The 18,674-nt window shown below is 36.4% G+C and carries 12 protein-coding genes; 7 read left to right on the top strand and 5 right to left on the bottom strand.

Annotated elements, in window-relative coordinates; genetic code table 11:
• Positions 1-30 precede the first annotated feature (30 nt).
• The 5 genes from CQ046_RS16515 to CQ046_RS16495 all read right to left on the bottom strand — a co-directional run bounded on the left by CQ046_RS16515 (position 31) and on the right by CQ046_RS16495 (position 6,021).
• Positions 31-1,545 carry a vitamin K epoxide reductase family protein gene (locus tag CQ046_RS16515; RefSeq protein WP_105703336.1) on the bottom strand — a complete coding sequence of 505 codons (1,515 nt, stop codon included), beginning with the start codon at positions 1,543-1,545 and terminating at the stop codon, positions 31-33.
• Between the two features lie 746 nt (positions 1,546-2,291).
• Positions 2,292-3,254, bottom strand: a complete 963-nt coding sequence (locus CQ046_RS16510) for a DUF3810 domain-containing protein (protein WP_228406979.1) — start codon at positions 3,252-3,254, stop codon at positions 2,292-2,294.
• Positions 3,255-3,345: 91 nt separating this feature from the next.
• Positions 3,346-4,791 (bottom strand): MFS transporter, encoded by a 1,446-nt coding sequence (locus CQ046_RS16505; RefSeq protein WP_105703334.1) that lies wholly within the window; start codon positions 4,789-4,791, stop codon positions 3,346-3,348.
• A 30-nt stretch (positions 4,792-4,821) separates the two neighbouring features.
• Positions 4,822-5,559, bottom strand: coding sequence for a lysophospholipid acyltransferase family protein (locus CQ046_RS16500; RefSeq protein ID WP_105703333.1), 738 nt, complete (start codon positions 5,557-5,559; stop codon positions 4,822-4,824).
• A 3-nt stretch (positions 5,560-5,562) separates the two neighbouring features.
• Positions 5,563-6,021 (bottom strand): GtrA family protein, encoded by a 459-nt coding sequence (locus CQ046_RS16495; protein WP_105703332.1) that lies wholly within the window; start codon positions 6,019-6,021, stop codon positions 5,563-5,565.
• 359 nt (positions 6,022-6,380) lie between these two features.
• Between CQ046_RS16495 and CQ046_RS16490 the strand changes: the two genes are divergently transcribed.
• The 7 genes from CQ046_RS16490 (at position 6,381) to CQ046_RS16460 (ending at position 18,590) form a co-directional block, all read left to right on the top strand.
• Positions 6,381-6,644, top strand: coding sequence for a hypothetical protein (locus tag CQ046_RS16490; RefSeq protein ID WP_105703331.1), 264 nt, complete (start codon positions 6,381-6,383; stop codon positions 6,642-6,644).
• 85 nt (positions 6,645-6,729) lie between these two features.
• Positions 6,730-7,581 carry a BadF/BadG/BcrA/BcrD ATPase family protein gene (locus CQ046_RS16485; protein WP_105703330.1) on the top strand — a complete coding sequence of 284 codons (852 nt, stop codon included), beginning with the start codon at positions 6,730-6,732 and terminating at the stop codon, positions 7,579-7,581.
• Positions 7,582-7,597: 16 nt separating this feature from the next.
• Positions 7,598-9,889 (top strand): NADP-dependent malic enzyme, encoded by a 2,292-nt coding sequence (locus CQ046_RS16480; protein WP_105703329.1) that lies wholly within the window; start codon positions 7,598-7,600, stop codon positions 9,887-9,889.
• Positions 9,890-10,079: 190 nt separating this feature from the next.
• The gene (gene ruvA / locus CQ046_RS16475) at positions 10,080-10,664 is read left to right on the top strand and encodes a Holliday junction branch migration protein RuvA (protein ID WP_105703328.1); all 585 of its coding nucleotides are present in this window, start codon (positions 10,080-10,082) and stop codon (positions 10,662-10,664) included.
• 6 nt (positions 10,665-10,670) lie between these two features.
• Entirely contained in the window at positions 10,671-17,753 is a 7,083-nt protein-coding gene (gene sprA / locus CQ046_RS16470) for a cell surface protein SprA (RefSeq protein ID WP_105703401.1), read from the top strand.
• Positions 17,754-17,860: 107 nt separating this feature from the next.
• Positions 17,861-18,238, top strand: coding sequence for a glycine cleavage system protein GcvH (gene gcvH / locus CQ046_RS16465; RefSeq protein ID WP_105703327.1), 378 nt, complete (start codon positions 17,861-17,863; stop codon positions 18,236-18,238).
• On the top strand, positions 18,213-18,590 hold the full coding sequence (locus CQ046_RS16460) for a VanZ family protein (RefSeq protein WP_105703326.1): 378 nt from the start codon (positions 18,213-18,215) through the stop codon (positions 18,588-18,590). The genes gcvH and CQ046_RS16460 overlap by 26 nt, the downstream gene beginning before the upstream one ends.
• The last annotated feature ends 84 nt before the right edge of the window (positions 18,591-18,674 follow it).

Below are 18,674 nucleotides of genomic sequence, written 5' to 3'. Positions count from 1 at the left end.
TGAAATTTTTGAATTGGTAAGATTTATTTACTAAATCTCATCATCCTCTATTAATTCATCAATAAAGAATAAAATATCTTCACGATCGTACTTGTCAGGGAACTGATATCCGTTGATAATAAAGATGGGAGTAAAGCTTAAACCTGCATTACTATTCTCCTTAGACATTTCCACCAGCGGATTCAGATTTTCTGATGTCACGTTTCCTCCGGAAAGAGCATTGATCTTGCTTTCGTCCTTCGTTTCAAACCATTCTTCTACTGCATGTAAAAATTCTTTTTCAGGTTTGTTGTGATAAATGTGAGTAAGATCTGAAATAAGCTGTGTGTACTTTTCCGGTGCTCTTTCAGGGCTATAATTGAATCTCATCTGTAAAGAAATATTCTCCGGATATTTTTCAAGAAGACCTTCTGCCAGTTTATGGGCATCTTTACAGAATCCACAATATGGATTGGAAACGATAGAAATACGAAGTTTAGCATCTCTTTTCCCCACTGCAAAAGTTTCTGTATCCTGGAATTCGATTTTTTGATTCTGCTCCATCTGGTTTTTGAAAAGCTCATAATTTCTTTTGAATCTAAGATTTTTTGCATTCGATTTCTGAAGAGATTCTTTTTGCTCAAGCAATGTATTGAAATAAATAATCGCAGAAAAAACAAGTGCCCATAGAATAACAGTCAATAGAAGAGTTCCTACGCTGAAAGACAGGTTTTGGAAGAATAAGCTGCTGATCACCAATTGTCCTACAAGGATTGAGATAATCAAAAGGCAGACTCTACAAAATGTCTTTTCTACAAAAGCCTGAATGTATAGAGAATAACCTATTGCCAGTACAGAAACGAAAGTAAATCCTTTTACAATATAGGCTGTTGCTGGTAAGAACAAACCTAATACTGCAAGTCCGGCAAAATAGATCAGAGAAAAATCTGCAAATTTCAACCCTAAAATACTGGTTTTATCCTGCTTAATAATTTTATCGCATGAGTTGGCTGTCTGGCTTGCAGCAGCACCTCCGCCACCACATATACTACCGATTACTGTAGATGTATTTCCGAATTTCTGGTTGAAGATTTCCAGTGAAATATAGACTCCAGCCAAAGAAAGAAGATTGAAGATGGCTTCATAAATACTTTGGCTTATGAATGAATAAGCAAGTACAGCTGCAAAAATGATGTAAAGAACGGGTTTGAAATTGAATGCCAGTTTATTTTCTACATTTTCCGTTTTTTCAAATAGAAGTACAAAATCTGTTGACTTGGTATAAAGTTCCTCTTTGCCGAAGGTTTTTGCTTTTTCTGAATATACTGAATAATTGCCTCCTGACTTTTTTACAAGTGAGAATGAGTTCTCAACAATGGCAATAAATTCTTCCGGAAGTTCGTCCCAATATTCTTTGTCTAGTTCATAAGCGTCATTTTTTACCCCCATAAAGTTAAGGGTGTCACTGAAAGCCAGTGCAGATGGGTAATTGGGATGGGAGTTGAACTGGAAAATAAATTCCTGTTTATCGAGTTTTAAGTGGTTAATTAGTTTGTCAAAAATCATATTAATATTTTTATCTAAAATACACAGATGTTTTAAATAAACAAAAAATTTTTTCTTTTATTAGTGAGATATAAGTGGTTGTTGATAGATTTAGTTTGACTTTCAATATTTTATTTTATAAAATATGGATTTAAATGTAGATTGTAAAGTATGCTATTTGATGGGATTCGGTTATTTTTTATACGGACTGAAGTGCTTCTCAAGTTGCAAAAGTTTCTTTTGAATGAATAAAAAGAAAGTAAAATTCTAAAACTTATCCGGATAAAATGGAAGATTGGCATTTCTATGAATTTTTTTGTTTTTAAATGAATAAATAAAATAAAAATACCATTGTTTTTTGCTCACAAAATCTTTGAAATTTTGAAGATCAAATTGTAGAGATATCTCATAAAATAGCGTGGATAACTCCTATTTTTAAAATGGTGAAAAAATAGGAAAAGTAGAATATTATCTATTTAAACAATCGTTTGATTTTGTGAATAATTAATAGGTTATAGGTTATTTAAACGATATTTTTACATTAAATAGGGAAGTTGGTTGTGATTTGTTAAGTTGGGATGTGAACTCAAAAAAACATAAAAAATCATAAAGTTTTCTTAAAGTTTTAAAAAAGGATGGAAATGTTTTTGTATTTATAAAATATGTCGTACTTTTACATCGCCTTGAATGAGGGAACAAGTCAAGGTAATAAATTTTTTTTCATCATTTGTGTTTTTAGAATCGTATCGCCTGATACGATTCTTTTTTTATGTATTTTCATAGTTTAAAAGAAGATCTATAAAGTAAGAATAGGTAACAGAGCCTTCTTGCTGATTGCTTTTCAGGAACAGATTATTGGTAAATCCAAAGAAATCATCCAGCCAGCCCTGATGACTTAAAACGAAGCTCTTTTCGTAAGCCCGGTCTCTTTTCATAGCAGGAGAATACTGATGAAGAATATTCTCTACAAACTCGGGATCTTCCTCCACGATGAATCTTAAAAGACTCTTTAAAGTAAAAAACTCAGTGCTGTATCTCAATTCCAAATTATTGGAATGAATTCCTATTAAATACCCTACAAAATTGGCCTCCTGCTCGCGCGCAAAACCAAGCTGATGAGAACTTTCATGGGCAGTGGTAAAGGGAATGAATGTATGGGGCAGTTCAGAGTTATACTGAGCTTCTGCGGTGAAAGGGTTGTAGTATCCCAAAATCCCTGTAAAACTCATTATATTTTTGAATAAACTGGGTTTAATATCCAGAATCTGTGGTGCTTTTTTACCCGAGATATAAGACGGCAGTTTGGCCTGCTGAGATAGAATTTCTTTTTGTATAGAGGTAAGATTGGTCATGATAAATACTCCATTGCCATCTTCTTTTACAGACTGCCGTGTTGTTTTACATTTTTCAAGATAAGTAATAGCAAGCCTTTTTGCTTTTTCTACATCCGGTTCTTTCTGGCTCGCCAATTTTTTGATGATAGGAGTCTGGAAATACAGCATTCCCCAAAATACCTGATAAATAAAATAAAAAATATTGATGATCATCAGGATTCTGATTAAAGAGTTATTTCTTCTTTCCTTCCTGAATAAAGTGATTGCATAATACAAAAGGAACGCTCCCAGTATAATATAGAGAAGGTCTCCCACGGAAAACGGAACCCAGCTGAACAGCATCTGGTGTATTCCTTTTTGAAGTTCGAAAAAATTCTCAAAAAAAGAAATCATCATCCCTGATTTTGAGAAGACATAGAACAAAAGAAATTGGGCAAGTAATATACCTGCCCAAAATCGTTTCTTTTTATATATTGTTTTAGTTATATTAATGACCACTGCCTTTAGATATTTTATCAAGATCAATGCCCTGAGCTTTTAGAATCCCAGTCACACGAATCGCATAGAATGCAAGATAAGCAAAACAAACGACCCCTACGATATAACTGAAATGAATATTCGTGATATCAGCAATATAACCCTGTATAAAGCTTACGATACCTCCTCCCATAATCATCATAATAAGGTATCCTGAACCCTGGTTGGTATGCTTTCCAAGTCCGTTGATCGCCAATGCGAAGATACATGGCCATAAAGTAGAGCAGAAAAGACCTACGCTGGTAAATGCATACACAGACACCATTCCCATAGTGAACATTCCTATAAGCAAAGCTGTAATCCCTGCTAAAGAGAAGATCAGAAGCATTCTTGCTGGGTTTCCTTTACTTAAGATATCACAGATGATCATAGCAATAATAATAAACCCATATACATAGAATGGAGAAAGATCATGCTTAGCAAGTGCGTTTACAAATAAAAATACACCAAATGCAAGATAAGGAGCTAAGAATCTCAAGATCTTTTTGAAACCTGCATTCACGTCAAATGCCTCTACAGCACCTGTCCAACGGCCAATCATCAATGATGCCCAGTATAAAGAAATATAAGGTGCTACATCTTTGGTTTCAAATCCTAAATTCTTTTCCATATAAGCAGGAAGATTACTTGCCGTAGAAACTTCCACCCCCACATACACGAAGATCGCGATCATTCCCATGACCAATTGAGGATACTGGAAAGCTGAAGTTCTGTGCTCTCCCGGAGTTTTATCTTCTGTGTTTTCCGTATTAGTGGGAGTTACAGCAGGAAGAGAAGAGAATTTAAGCATTAACGCTACAAGAGCGAAAGCTGCTCCTAAGATCAGATAAGGTGTTTTTACACTTTCTATACTCGCTTCTGTATTACCAGTGCTGGCAGAACCAAAAATAGCAAATGCAACAATAAGCGGTCCTATGGTAGTTCCTAAATTGTTGATACCTCCAGCCATTGTTAATCGCTGAGATCCTGTTTCTGTAGGACCTACTTCAATAGCGAGCGGGTTGGCAACAATCTGCTGAAGAGAGAACCCTAAACCTACAATAAATAATCCGGAGATCATTAGAGGGAAAGAATGCATATTGGCAGCTGGATAAAACAATAAAGTTCCCATTGCGGAAATAAGAAGTCCCACAATAAGACCGTTTTTGTACCCGATTTTATTGATCAAATCCTGTTTCAGGCTCTTTGATACAAGCATATAAATTAAAGAACCTACAGTATACGCTACATAAAAGCATATCTGTACCAGCATACTTTCAGTTTGGGATAGATTGAAGGCTTTTTGAAAAACAGGGATCAGAATATCATTACTGGCGGCTACAAATCCCCAAAAGAAGAATACAGTAACCAACGGAATGAATTGAGCCCAATTGGTTTGTTTAGAATAATTTGACATATTTATTATAGATTTCACAAACAAATATAACTATTTCCTTTCAACGGAATACCTGATTAAGGTTTTTTTTATTTTCTCATAAGCCTCTGCCTTTAAGTCTTTTGGCGAATTTGTAGGCTTAATGATTCCATTGAAATATACCTTTACTCTTCCAGGATAGCCTTTTGAGTTCTCAAAAGGAAACATTTCCTTAAGTCCCACAAAGGTATAAACAGCTATAGGAGAATCATGTTTCGATGACAGCATAAATGCACCGTCCTTGAAATCATCCAGGATAATAGAAGTGTCATCCGGGACACCACCTTCAGGAAAAATGGCAATAGTATTACCTTCTTCCATCTTCTCTGCACATCTGCGGTATACATCTGCGCGGCTTTTGGCGCTCGCTCTGTCTACCATTACACAGATTCTTTTATATATGGTTCCGAAAATAGGAATTTTTACCAGTTCTTTTTTTCCTACAAAACAAATCGGATGATGTGGAGACAGAATGCAGACAAGCATAATATCCATGATGGACGTATGATTGGAAATAAAGACATAGGGTGTATCCTTATCTTTTTCCTGTTCTGAAAGTTTAATCAGGTCATATCTGAAGCCCATTCCGTAGAACATCCCGAAACACCAGAGTCTGACAAGTTTATAACCGTACTTATAATGCTTTTTATTAAAGGATAAAATATAGACCGGGATTCCAATACCCACTGTCAGAAAAAATGCCAACAAGAGCAGCCAGAATCTCCAGAGATAATTTAAAATTTTTGTCACAGCTTAACCGTTAAAAATTACTTTCTTCTTTATCGAATAATTCAGAATGGAAACCAGCAATATTGCTGCAATTTTGCTGATCATTTCCGGGCTCAAGGTATAAAAAAATAAATTGATATTATCTTTAAATATGAAACTGTAGAAGATTTGGAAAAAACCTAAGCTGAGTAATGTGGAAAAGAAAGATACGACCATAAAATAAGCAAACTCTTTTCTCTTGGAATGTTTTCCTCTTTCAAAAACAAACCAGATACTCAGAAAGTAGTTGGTAATAATCCCACAGCTTGTAGAAAAAATGTTACTTAAAGGATAATGTATACCATAGAAGTTAGTCTCTCTGACAAAAAAATGAGGAAGGTAGGTGCTGAAAATTTTAAAACTGCCTATTTCTACAATAGCGCTTAGCCCTCCTGCAATAATGAAGAACAAAACTTGTTTCTGACGTATGAGTATTTCTTTCATTCAATTTTAATCTAAAAAAAGTTGTACATTTTGTGTAAATAATGAAATGAATGCGGTCTGAAAAGACGAATCCATTATTATATTTTCAGCTATTAATAATTGTTTTAAAATATCAATAACTGGAGAACTTCACAATATGCTTGTGCAAATTTATAACTATATGTTAAACACTGAAAAAAGTTGTTAAAATATTTTTTTTAATAAAAATTATGTCTAATTTTAATATTCAGAATGATGTAATAATGACCTGATAATAAATTCATTTTCAACTTCTTGTGTTGATGGTTTTTTCTATCTTGTAGTGCGCGATTAAGAGCATATACTCCAACATTTTATGACCAATTATTAATAATATTTGTATGAAAAGTCAAAACAAATACAGAAAATTCCAGCTTCAACAGAAAAATATTGAGGCTCTTGAGAAAGAAAATTCCCGCTTCAAAAGAGTGTATTCTGAATATGAAAATATGTCAAATGAATTGTGGAATCTTGAAAACTCCAAAGGAGAACCGGTGCCTGATGATTTTATCAATGCTATGGTATTACAGACTTCCTATCTGGAAGATGAAATAGAAGATTGGCTGGTACAATTCAACGAAAAAAAAACACAAATTAGACATTAATGATTTTAAACAGCTTCCAGATTGTTTTTAAATGCTAATTGAAGATAAATTCCTAATTTAGCACCCTTAAATTAAAATCTAAAATATGGTTGCTATTGTAGATAGTGGTTCTACTAAATCGGATTGGGTAATACTTGATGACTTTAAGAAGGTTTTTCTGAAAACAGAAACAATCGGTTTTAATCCGAATTTTATCAACAGAGAACTTATCGCTCCTGAGGTACAGAAAAATAGCAATCTGATGTCCGTTAAAAATTCAATTACCAAAGTCTTTTTTTATGGTTCCGGATGCGGAGTGAAAAAAAATTGTGAAACCATAGAGGAAGAGCTGAAGAAGGTTTTTGTAAAAGCAGAATTTGTTGTGAGGGAAGATCTGATGGCTGCAGCCTATGCAGCATACAGCGGAAAACCTGCTATCGTGTGCATTCTTGGCACAGGATCAAATTCTTGTTATTTCGACGGTGAAAATCTAAAAATAGAATTACCTTCATTAGGATTCCTTATTGGGGACGAAGGAAGCGGCAGCGCTATTGGAAAACAATTGCTGCGCAGATATTTCATGAAAAAACTGCCTTCAGATCTTCATACTGAATTTAAAGCCAACTATAAGCTTACCGTAGAAGATGCATTACAAAATATGTATCATACCCCAAGACCAAATGCTTATTTGGCCGACTTTACCAAATTTGTGATCGAAAGAAAAGACCATCCTTACTTCAGGGATATGGTTTTTGAAGAAATGAAAAACTTCTTTGAATATCAGGTACTCCCTTATGAAGAAGCTAAAGATGCTGAAATCAATTTTATCGGATCTATCGCTTATTATTATGAAAATGTACTGCGCTCTGTAGCTGCAGAATTTAATTTAAATGTGGGACATGTAGTTCAGAAACCAATTGAAAGCTTAGTAGATTACCACATTAAATATATACTTTAACAAAAAACAAAATTTTATGTCAAGTAACAACAATCGTGACGAAAAGAACTTTAGCCAGGCCGCGCTAGATTATCATAAAGCAGAACCCAAAGGAAAAATTGAAGTAATCCCATCAAAGCCACACTCTTCTCAAAGAGACCTTTCGCTGGCTTATTCTCCGGGAGTAGCAGTTCCTTGTATGGAAATTCATGATAAACCTGAAACTGTGTATGATTATACAGGAAAAGGAAACCTGGTAGCAGTAATTTCTAACGGTACTGCCGTACTTGGACTGGGAGATATCGGTGCTGAAGCTTCAAAACCGGTAATGGAGGGGAAAGGACTTTTGTTCAAAATCTTTGCAGATATCAACGTTTTTGATATTGAGATCGACGAAAAAGATCCTGATAAATTTATTGAAATTGTAAAAGGTATTGCTCCTACCTTCGGAGGAATCAACCTGGAAGATATTAAAGCGCCTGAAGCCTTTTATATAGAACAAAAACTGAAAGAGGAATTGAATATTCCTTTGATGCACGATGACCAGCACGGAACTGCAATTATCTCCGCAGCAGCATTGATCAACTCTCTGCAGATTGCCAATAAAGATATTGATAAAGTGAAAATGGTGGTAAACGGAGCAGGTGCGGCTGCTATTGCATGTACCAAGCTTTATATTTCATTAGGATTGAAAAAAGAAAACGTCCTGATGTGCGACAGTAAAGGAGTTATCAATCATAAAAGAGAAAACCTTACTCCTGAAAAACTGGATTTCATTGCTCAGACAGATATCGAAACATTAGAAGACGCGGTAAAAGGATCTGATGTTTTTGTAGGGTTGTCAAAAGGAAACGTAATGACTCCGGAAATGCTTTTGAGCATGAATGAAAATCCTATCGTATTCGCTTTAGCTAACCCTGATCCGGAAATTGCTTATGACCTTGCCCTTGAAACCCGTAAAGATGTCATCATGGCAACAGGAAGAAGTGATTATCCTAACCAAGTAAACAATGTATTAGGATTTCCATATATCTTCCGTGGAGCATTAGATGTACAGGCTACAGGAATTAATGAAGACATGAAACTGGCTGCCGTACATGCAATTGCTGATTTGGCAAAAGAACCGGTTCCGGAAGCTGTAATTTTAGCATATAACGTTCAGAATCTTCAGTTCGGAAGAGAATACTTCATTCCGAAACCATTCGATAACAGATTGATCACTAAAGTATCAAGCGCTGTTGCAAAAGCAGCTATTGAAAGTGGTGTTGCAAGAAAAAGTATTACAGACTTCGAAGAGTATGAGCACCAGCTGTTAGACAGAATGGGTAGAGATGAGAGATTGGTAAGAATGATGCAGAGCCGTGCAAAATCCAACCCGAAAAGAATTACCCTTGGAAACGCCGAAGAATACAATGTATTGAAAGCTGCCCAGATTCTGTATGAAGAAGGAATTGCTTACCCAAGTCTTTTAGGAGACAAAAAATACATCAAGGAGCAGATGGAGCGCTATGGAATTACCCTGGATGTTCCCATCATTGATCCAAGTGATGATGATCAGAAAGAAAATAGAAAGAAATACAGAGAAACCCTTTGGAAACTTCGTCAGAGAAAAGGAATGAACGAGTACAAAGCGAAAAGATATGTACGTCAGAGAGACTATTTCGGTCCTTTGATGCTGAAACATGGAGATACAGACGGTCTTATCGTAGGATTCTCGAAAAACTATACTTCAGTTTTACGTCCTGTTTTAGAAGTTATTGAAAAAGATAAAGGAGTAGACAAAGTAGCGGCAATGATGATGATCCTGTCTGAGAAGAAACCTATTTTCTTTGCAGATACATCTATCAATCAGAACCCTACAGCAGAAGACCTTGTAAATATTGCTAAAATGGCAGAATTTACAGTGAAATCTTTCGCTATCGAACCAAGAATTGCAATGCTTGGATTTGAAAACTTTGCTGCAATTTCTGAAACTTCTAAAAAAGTAGCAAAAGCAGTAAGCATTCTTCATGAGAAGTTCCCTAAAATGGTTGTGGATGGTGAAATTCAGCCGGATTTTGCAATGAATGCAGATCACCTGAGTGATTATCCTTTCTCAAAATTAGGAACTACACCTGCCAACACCTTCATCTTCCCGAATCTGGAAAGTGCAAACCTTTCTTACAAAATTCTTAGAGGAATGAAAGTAGCACAGGTTATCGGACCAATATTGATGGGATTAAAGCAGCCGGTACACGTACTTCAGATGCGTTCAAGCGTAGATGAAATTGTAAACCTTGCTACCATCGCCGTTCTTGATGCTCAAAGAAGAGAAAAGAAATCAAACTAGATCAATTTCTTATTAAAAAAGACACTTTAAACCGTGTTAAGATAATAAAAGACTCCATATTTTGGAGTCTTTTGCTTTTATGTTAATTCATTGAATTCTTACCTAAAATTTAAGTTAAAAATCATTCGCACGTGAAATGAAAACATTAATTAGTTTAAATTGCTATATTTGGGAGTTTTAAAAATTAATAATGATATTTTCTTTACAAGGCAACGTTCAAGAACTTACGCCTACCTACGCGGTCATCAATGTGCAAGGGGTTGGTTACTACGTGGGAATCAGTTTGATGACCTCACAGACGCTGGTTTTGAATCAGCAGACCTTTTTATTTATCCAGCAGATCATTCGTGAAGATGCTCATCTCCTCTTTGGATTTAACACACGTTCAGAAAAAGAAATGTTCAATCTGTTAATTAGTGTTAATGGAGTGGGAGCTGTATCAGCCCTTATCCTGCTGTCTACATTAAGCCTTGATGAGATCGCCTCTGCAATCCTTTCCGGAAACAGTGCGTTGATTCAAAAAGCAAAAGGAATCGGGGCAAAAACAGCCGAAAGAATTATTGTAGATCTTAAAGATAAAGTACAGAAATATAGCGATCCGAATGCGAACATTTCTGTGATGGTAGATAATAAAATCAAGGAAGAATCGTTATCTGCATTAGAAGTTTTAGGAATTCCTAAGCGAGCGAGTGAGAAGATTGCGGATAGAATAATAAAACAAAATCCAAACATCTCGGTAGAAGAATTGGTTAAACAAATCTTAAAAAACATTTAACATTTGGTGGCGAATATTAAGCATCTTAACATATTTTTGTTCCTGTCGTTCCTGTTTATCTCTGTCGGTGCTTTTGCACAGGTACAGAGAGATACGGCGATCATAAGAAAACAATATGAAGTGGCAGACCCTACGAGGTACGAAGCCTATTACGACATAAAAACCGGGATGTACTACGTGTATCCCAAAATCGGAAATACCATCACAGGTCCTCCTACAGCAATGTCGCCGGAAGAGTATAAACAATATATGCTCGCTACCCAGACTAAAGCCTATTACAAGGAAAAATCTGATAAATACAATCTTCTTTTCAGAAGAGACAAATCAGATGCAAGGAGAAAGGGACTTATCCCTTCTGTAATGATCAATAACAAGCTTTTCGAAACCATTTTCGGAGGTAATAAAATTGAGATCATTCCTTCAGGATATGCATCCCTGGATTTTGCCGGACTTTACCAGAAAATAGACAATCCAATGATCCTGCCCCAAAACAGGACCAGTTTTACCTTTGATATTGATCAGAGAATTCAGTTAGGATTACTTGGTAAAGTAGGAGAAAACCTTCAGTTAAAAGCCAATTATGATACCCAGAGTGGTTTTGCTTTCGAAAACAGAATGAACCTCGTTTGGCAGGCAAAAGGAAGCTGGAAAGATCTTCAAAGCAAAGGTCTTGGAAATGTAGATAAACCCAATGAAGGAGGAGAAGATAAAATCATCAAAAGAGTTGAATTCGGTAACGTAAACATGCCGCTTTCAACCAGTCTGATCCGTGGCTCACAATCATTGTTCGGGGTGAAAACCGAATTCCAGTTAGGAAAAACATTTGGAACAGTAGTTCTTTCTCAACAGCAGGGTGAGGCTCGTAATATTGTCGTACAGGGTGGTGGGGTTATGAACAACTTTAAAGTCAACGCTATTGATTATGAAGAAAATCAGCACTTCTTTTTAGGACATTATTTCCTGAACAAATATGATGATGCCTTAATTAATTATCCACAGATCAACTCAACCATCAATATTACCAGAATGGAAGTTTGGGTATTGGATCAAGGGAATAGTAATCTGGCTTATCAGAAAAGTATTATTGGGATTAGAGACCTTGGGGAAGCAGCAGGTGGATTTACTTTACCTGATAACTCTCTGAATGGTTTATATGATGGGGTTTCATCGGTAGCAGGATCCAGAGAAGCTGGAAAAAACTATGGGACTATTTTCCAGGGACAGGTGCTTCCGGGAGATCCCACTCCTTATGATAATGGAGAACAATTTATCTACAATACAAAAGCGAGAAAGCTTAATGCTAATGAATTTACCTTCCAGCCACAGCTTGGATATATTTCATTAAATCAAAAACTGAATGATCAGCAGCTTTTAGCGGTTTCATATTCTTATACCGTTAATGGAAGCAATAAAGTATACAAAGTAGGGGAGTTTTCAGAAGAAAGTCCTGTACTTATTACTAAAGTATTGAGGGTAAATAATAAAGTGAACACTCAGTCTCCGATGTGGGATCTGATGATGAAGAATATCTATTCAATAGATGCAGGTCAGGTAGCACAGGACGGATTTATCCTGAATGTATACTATAGAGACCCGAAAACCGGAGGTAAAGTAAATTATCTTCCGGATACCCCTGTAAAAGATCAGAACTTACTGAAGTTATTTAACTGGGATCGTCTTAATATGAATAATGATATCCAGAATAACAAAGACGGATCCAAAGGAGATGGTATTTTCGATTTTGTTCCTGGAACTACCATCAGACCGGAAACAGGAAGGGTAATCTTTACCAAAGTACAGCCTTTCGGAAAATATCTGGAATCCAAATTAGGAACCAGTGATCCTCAATATGTATTCCAGGATCTTTATACCAAACAAAAGCAGTCTGTGCTTTCCAGTAACCTTTCTCAAAGATATACATTGGAAGGGCGTTACAAAGGAGTTCAGGGACAAGGTATTTCTCTGGGAGCTGTAAACGTTCCTCAGGGATCAGTGAAAGTAGCAGCAAATGGAGTACAGCTTACGGAAGGAGTAGACTATACGGTAGACTACATGCTTGGAACGGTTACCATTATCAATGAAAATGTAAAACAGTCCGGGCAGGCAATCAATATTTCATTAGAAAACCAATTAACATTTAATACCCAAAGAAAAAGATTCTTAGGATTAAATTTAGAAAGAAGATTCAGTGAAAACTTTATCTTAGGAGGAACGGTAATCAATTACTCAGAATCTCCATTGACCCAGAAAGTAAACTTCGGGCAGGAAGCGGTAAACAATACCATGGCAGGGATCAACTTGATGTACAACAATCAGGCTCCTTATCTTACAAGGCTTACCAATAAGCTTCCGATGGTAAAAACTGAAGCTCCATCCAATTTAAACTTTAAGATGGAAGCAGCTTATTTGCTACCTGGATTAAATAAAGGAACAAACAATCAGTCTTATATTGATGATTTTGAGCAAACCACCTCGAAGATCTCACTAAAAGAGCCTGCTGCATGGAGCTTAGCTTCAAAACCAGAAAAAAATACCTTGCCGCCATTTAATACAGTGCCTGGCAATGACGACTTAACAAGCGGATATGGAAGAGGATTATTAACATGGTATAATATCGATCCTAGATTCTGGGGTGTTGGAGGAAAAGCTCCTTCAGGAATTACACCTCAGTCTGTATCCAACCATTCTTCAAGAAGAGTACAATATTCTGAGATTTATAACAACAGAGATTTCGTAGCAGGAGAGCAAACTTTCACTAATACTTTCGATATCTCTTATTTCCCTAAAGAAAAAGGACCATACAACGTAAACCCAGTAACAGAGCAGGCGCAAAGCAGATGGGGAGGAATTATGAGATCAATAAGTGTTCCGAACTTCGTTACTTCCAATATTGAATATGTTGAATTTTGGATGATGGACCCTTATGCCGATGGTAAAACTCTGGGAACTGATCCTAGACTTTTACTTCATTTAGGAAACGTTTCAGAAGATGTTCTGAAGGATGGAAAAATGCAGTACGAAAACGGACTTCCAACTCCTGGTACACCATCGTCTACCACCAATTCAAACTGGGGAGTTCAGCCAAAACAACCGCCAATCTTATACGCATTCTCTACAGAAGGAGATGACAGAAGAGTACAGGATGCAGGTTATGATGGTCTTACTTCTGATCAGGAAGCCATGAGATTCGGGAATACATTTGTAAACCCGGTAACCAATATTGCTGACCCTGCAGTGGATGACTTCGTGTTCTATCTTTCTGATAAATTTACTGGAACCCAGGCCGCATCAGTGGTGGAGCGTTACAAATATTTCAGAAACCCGGAAGGAAACTCAGAAGCAAACTCTCTGAACGTAGCTTCTCAAACTCCGGATGCTGAAGATATCAACAAAGATTATAACCTTGATCAGACAGAAAACTATAACCAATATGTTATTAAACTTGACCAGCCTAGCTTGACACTTGGGGGGGATAATAATATTGTAGATGTTAAAACGGTAAAAGCAACATTTCAGAATGGACAGACTTCAGATGTTAAATGGTATTTATTCAGAATTCCGGTATCCAAGTATGACCCGCAGGAAGGATCGCATGACCCTTCAGTATTGAACAATGTAAGATTTGCGAGATTAATGCTGGCAGGATTTGATCAGACCTCTACTTTAAGATTCGGAACAATGGATCTTGTAAGATCAGACTGGAGAAAGTATGATAGTAAAATTGCCAGTACAGTGGTTTCCGCTCCAGAAGAAGGAATAGGTACTGTGGCAGATCCGAACTTTGAAGTAGGAAGTGTAAATATTGAAGAAAATGCACTGAACCAGCCTCCATATGTATTGCCTCCAGGAATTGACAGACAGGTATTAAGTGGAAATGCAGGAGCTCAAAGACAAAATGAAGCTTCACTTTACATGAAAGTAACTGATCTTAAATCAGAAGCAAGAGGAGTATTCAAAAATACAACGTTGGATATGAGAAGATACAAAAAGCTGAAGCTATTTGTACACGCTCACGATCCATTGAACAGAGTAATAGGAATGGATGAGAAAACCAAATTCTTTATCCGTTTCGGAAGTGATGCTACTGATAACTATTACGAATATGAATCATCATTAAAAATGACTCCAACAACAGCAACAGCTCCTATGGAAATCTGGCCGTTGGAAAATGAAGTTGATTTTGATGTTCAAAATTTTGTAGATGCTAAGATCAGGAGAGATAAATCAGGAGTAGCAATTACCAATAGAACAATGGATCCGGCATATCAGGAACCTTTCAAAAATATTTATATTAAAGGTAGACCAAGCTTAGGAAATATTACCACCATTATGATTGGGGTAAGAAATGCAGATGTAAGAGGAGGTGCCGGAATAACCAGAATATTATGGGTAAACGAAATCCGTCTTTCTGAAATTGAAAATGATGGAGGATACGCAGGAAATGCCAGCCTGAACTTTAACATGGGAGATCTTGCAACAGTGAATGCAAATGCGTCTTATACTTCAGTTGGTTTCGGAAATATTGATTCTAAACCAGCAGAAAGAACACAGTCTACCCAATCAGCATTCAGTATTAATACAGCCGTTAATTTAGACAAATTCCTTCCGGAAAAAACAGGAGTTAAGATTCCTTTAAACTATTCTTATTCGCAGACTATTGAAGATCCAAAATATAATCCTTTGGATACCGACGTGGAATTCAATAAGGCACCAAATAAGGATCAGTTGAAAAAAGTAGCGAGAACATACACTCAGCAGAGAAGTATAGGAGTCGTTAATATGCATAAAGAAAGAGTAAATCCAAATAAAAAGCCTAAGTTTTATGATATCGAAAACGTTTCGGTAACAGCTGTTTATAACGATGACTATTTCAGAGATATTTATACCAAGAAAAATTACAGACAGTATCTGAGAGGATATATTGATTATAACTACACGTTTAAACCGTGGGTAATTAAACCTTTCAATAAAATGATCAGTGATACTGCGAAATCTACCAAGTATCTGAGATGGGTGAAGGAATTCAACTTTAATCCGATCCCTACAAGAATATCTTTCAGAACTGAAATCGACAGAAACTACAATGAACTTGAGTTCAGAAACGTAGAAGCGATCCTGAACGGAGATATGAATAATAATTTTGATGCCATTAGAAACAGAAACTTCTTCTTTGGATGGCAGTACGGGTTAGGATTCAATTTCACGAAATCATTAAAACTGGAAATCAATTCTGCAACCAGAACTTTGAATGACAATCTTGACGTAAACTCGATGGACAACAAGTCGATTTTTGGAAATGTATTCAGAGCAGGAAGACCTGTATTATATAACCACAGAGCACAGTTGAATTATAAACTGCCGTTCCAGTATTTACCTTATCTGGATTTTATTGATGCAGAAGTAGGATACGGATTTACTTATAACTGGGCTGCAAGATCTACTTCTTTATTAGGATTTGTGGATCCTCAGACCAATCAGGCGCAAAGTTTAGGATCTGTTGGGCAAAATACAAATGTTATTCAGGTAACAGGTTCTGCAGACCTTCCTAAGTTCTTTGGACAGTTTAACTATTTTAAGAATATAAATGCCAAGCTTCAGAAACGCAGACAGGAGATGGATTCCCTGAACAATGTGTATACGAAACAATGGGAGAAAAACAGATACAGATACAAGAAGTATAAATTTAAAAATAAGCTTACTCCACTTCAAAGTGCAGCATTCTTCCTTACTTCTTTCAAACAGTTGAATGTAAGCTACACCGAAAATAATGGTACCGTACTTCCAGGATTATTATCTGCTCCAAACTGGTATGGATCCGGACAGACTCTGGGAGGCCCAACAATCGGATTCCTTTTTGGATCACAGGCAGACATCAGAAGAACAGTAATGGAAAACGGATGGGTGAGTGGCTCCAACTATATGACAGATCCATATGTAAGAATGTCTACCAAAGAATTGAGGGCAGACTTACAGGTGATGCCAATGAATGATTTAAGGATTGATTTAAACGTATTGCATACCTTTAATAGTAACTTCTCACATACAGGATTTAACTATACAAATAACGGAGTTCCGGATCCTGGCTTTACATTTGCCAGCGAATTGACAACGTATTCCAACACAACAATGCTTCTTAATACTTCATTCAAAGATGGGCAGGCAGTTTACCAGGCTATCAGAGAAAATGCAAGAGCACTGTCACAACAACTTGGAGGTACAGGAGCATTGGATAACAACGGATTTGCTCAGCATTATAGTATTGGAAATGCTTATGTATTGATTCCTGCCTTTAGAGCAGCTATGGAAGGAAAATCTGTGACACCAATGGGTAATCCTAAAAAATCAGGGTTCCCATTACCAAACTGGAGAATTACGTATTCAGGATTAAAAAATATTCCGATCATTAGTGGGCAGTTTACGAAGTTTGATATCCTACATAGATATACAGCAACTTACACAGCCACTGGAATCCAGAGTAATGTAGATTATCATGGTAATCCGGGTGGATATTATCAAACTGTGGATAATGCAGGTAATGTTATCAAAAATGCAGGAGATAAGATCAATCCATATACATTCGCACAGGTAGGATATGTAGAATCTTTCTCACCACTGATTGGAGTAGATGTTACCATGAGAAACAATATGCAGTTCGGAATACAGTATAATAAAACAAGAATGATGGTATTGGGATTGGTAAATCAAACGCTTACCGAAGATGCCAATACAGAATATGTTGTAAGACTTGGATATATTGTCAGAAACTTCAGATTGGGAACAGCCAACATCAGAGGAAGAGGAACAAGAGGAAAAGGAAGTGATCTTAACATCAGAGGAGATATCTCATTAAGAGACAGCAAAACCTCCATTATGAATATTCTTCTAAATGATGCACAAGTGACAGGAGGACAAAGACTGATGAATATCAAACTTTCTGCAGACTATAATGTCTCCGAGAATCTTAACCTGAGAGTATTCTACGAACAGATGACCTCGAAGTATAAGATCTCCACAGCATTCCCACTGTCTACGATCAGAGCAGGTATCTCTGCCACATTTACATTCGGAGAATCCGGAGGCGGATTCTAAAAATGATACAAATTTAAAAGTCCTTCAGTTTTGAAGGACTTTTTTTATATCCAATATTTGAAGCTAGTATATTTTTGAATACATTTGTACAAAATAAAAATTAAAAAATGAACACACCATCAGAATTAAAGTACACGAAAGATCACGAATGGATCAAGATCGAAGGTAATGTAGCTACAATCGGTATTACAGACTTTGCTCAGGGAGAACTTGGAGACATCGTATACGTAGATGTAGATACTGTAGATGATGATCTTAATGGAGGAGACGTTTTCGGAAGTGTAGAAGCAGTAAAGACGGTTTCAGATTTATTCTTACCTATCGCAGGAAAGGTTATTGCATTTAATGAAGACTTAGAAGGTCAGCCGGAATTGTTAAATACAGATCCTTATGGAGATGGTTGGATCATCAAATTGGAAATTGCTGATGGGGCAGATCAGTCTGAGTTACTTTCTGCGGATGATTACAAAGCAATCACTGGATAAGATTTCAAAAATATTTAGTAAGATATTGCCCATTTATTGGGCATTTCTTACTTATATGCTTCTCAAGCCCGGAGAAGAAAACCAGGAATACTGGTTTATGTTCAGCGGTATAGATAAGGTATTGCACTTAAGTATATTTGCAGCCTTGGGTTTTTCTTTCATTGCCGCATTTCCCAGAATAAAATTCTCATACTTCTTTCAGATCATCCTTATCTATGCATTCCTTACAGAAATTCTACAGGAAGAAATGGGATTGGGAAGATCCATGGAAACATTGGATATCGTAGCAGATGCTATCGGATGTTTATTGGGTTACTATACCTATAAAATTTTAATCAAACGCTTCTTTTAACGCAGGGCCTTAAAACATATCAGAATTCCTATTCTTACCTCTTAGTACATCACTTCTCTAAATCTCTTTATCCTTTACTTTCTC

Origin of the sequence: Chryseobacterium sp. MYb7, assembly GCF_002979455.1 — a bacterium.
GTDB lineage: Bacteria > Bacteroidota > Bacteroidia > Flavobacteriales > Weeksellaceae > Chryseobacterium.
Note: the sequence above shows the minus strand (reverse complement) of the source record. Positions and strands in the feature narration are given on the sequence as shown.

What these genes read in the sequence shown, in the direction of transcription:
- gcvH (WP_105703327.1), top strand. Translation starts at nt 17,861, where the DNA reads ATGAACACACCATCAGAATTAAAGTACACGAAAGATCACGAATGGATC.
- CQ046_RS16495 (WP_105703332.1), bottom strand. Translation starts at nt 6,021, where the DNA reads ATGAAAGAAATACTCATACGTCAGAAACAAGTTTTGTTCTTCATTATT.
- CQ046_RS16505 (WP_105703334.1), bottom strand. Translation starts at nt 4,791, where the DNA reads ATGTCAAATTATTCTAAACAAACCAATTGGGCTCAATTCATTCCGTTG.
- ruvA (WP_105703328.1), top strand. Translation starts at nt 10,080, where the DNA reads ATGATATTTTCTTTACAAGGCAACGTTCAAGAACTTACGCCTACCTAC.
- CQ046_RS16460 (WP_105703326.1), top strand. Translation starts at nt 18,213, where the DNA reads ATGATTACAAAGCAATCACTGGATAAGATTTCAAAAATATTTAGTAAG.
- CQ046_RS16490 (WP_105703331.1), top strand. Translation starts at nt 6,381, where the DNA reads ATGAAAAGTCAAAACAAATACAGAAAATTCCAGCTTCAACAGAAAAAT.
- CQ046_RS16480 (WP_105703329.1), top strand. Translation starts at nt 7,598, where the DNA reads ATGTCAAGTAACAACAATCGTGACGAAAAGAACTTTAGCCAGGCCGCG.
- CQ046_RS16510 (WP_228406979.1), bottom strand. Translation starts at nt 3,254, where the DNA reads ATGATGATTTCTTTTTTTGAGAATTTTTTCGAACTTCAAAAAGGAATA.
- CQ046_RS16515 (WP_105703336.1), bottom strand. Translation starts at nt 1,545, where the DNA reads ATGATTTTTGACAAACTAATTAACCACTTAAAACTCGATAAACAGGAA.
- CQ046_RS16485 (WP_105703330.1), top strand. Translation starts at nt 6,730, where the DNA reads ATGGTTGCTATTGTAGATAGTGGTTCTACTAAATCGGATTGGGTAATA.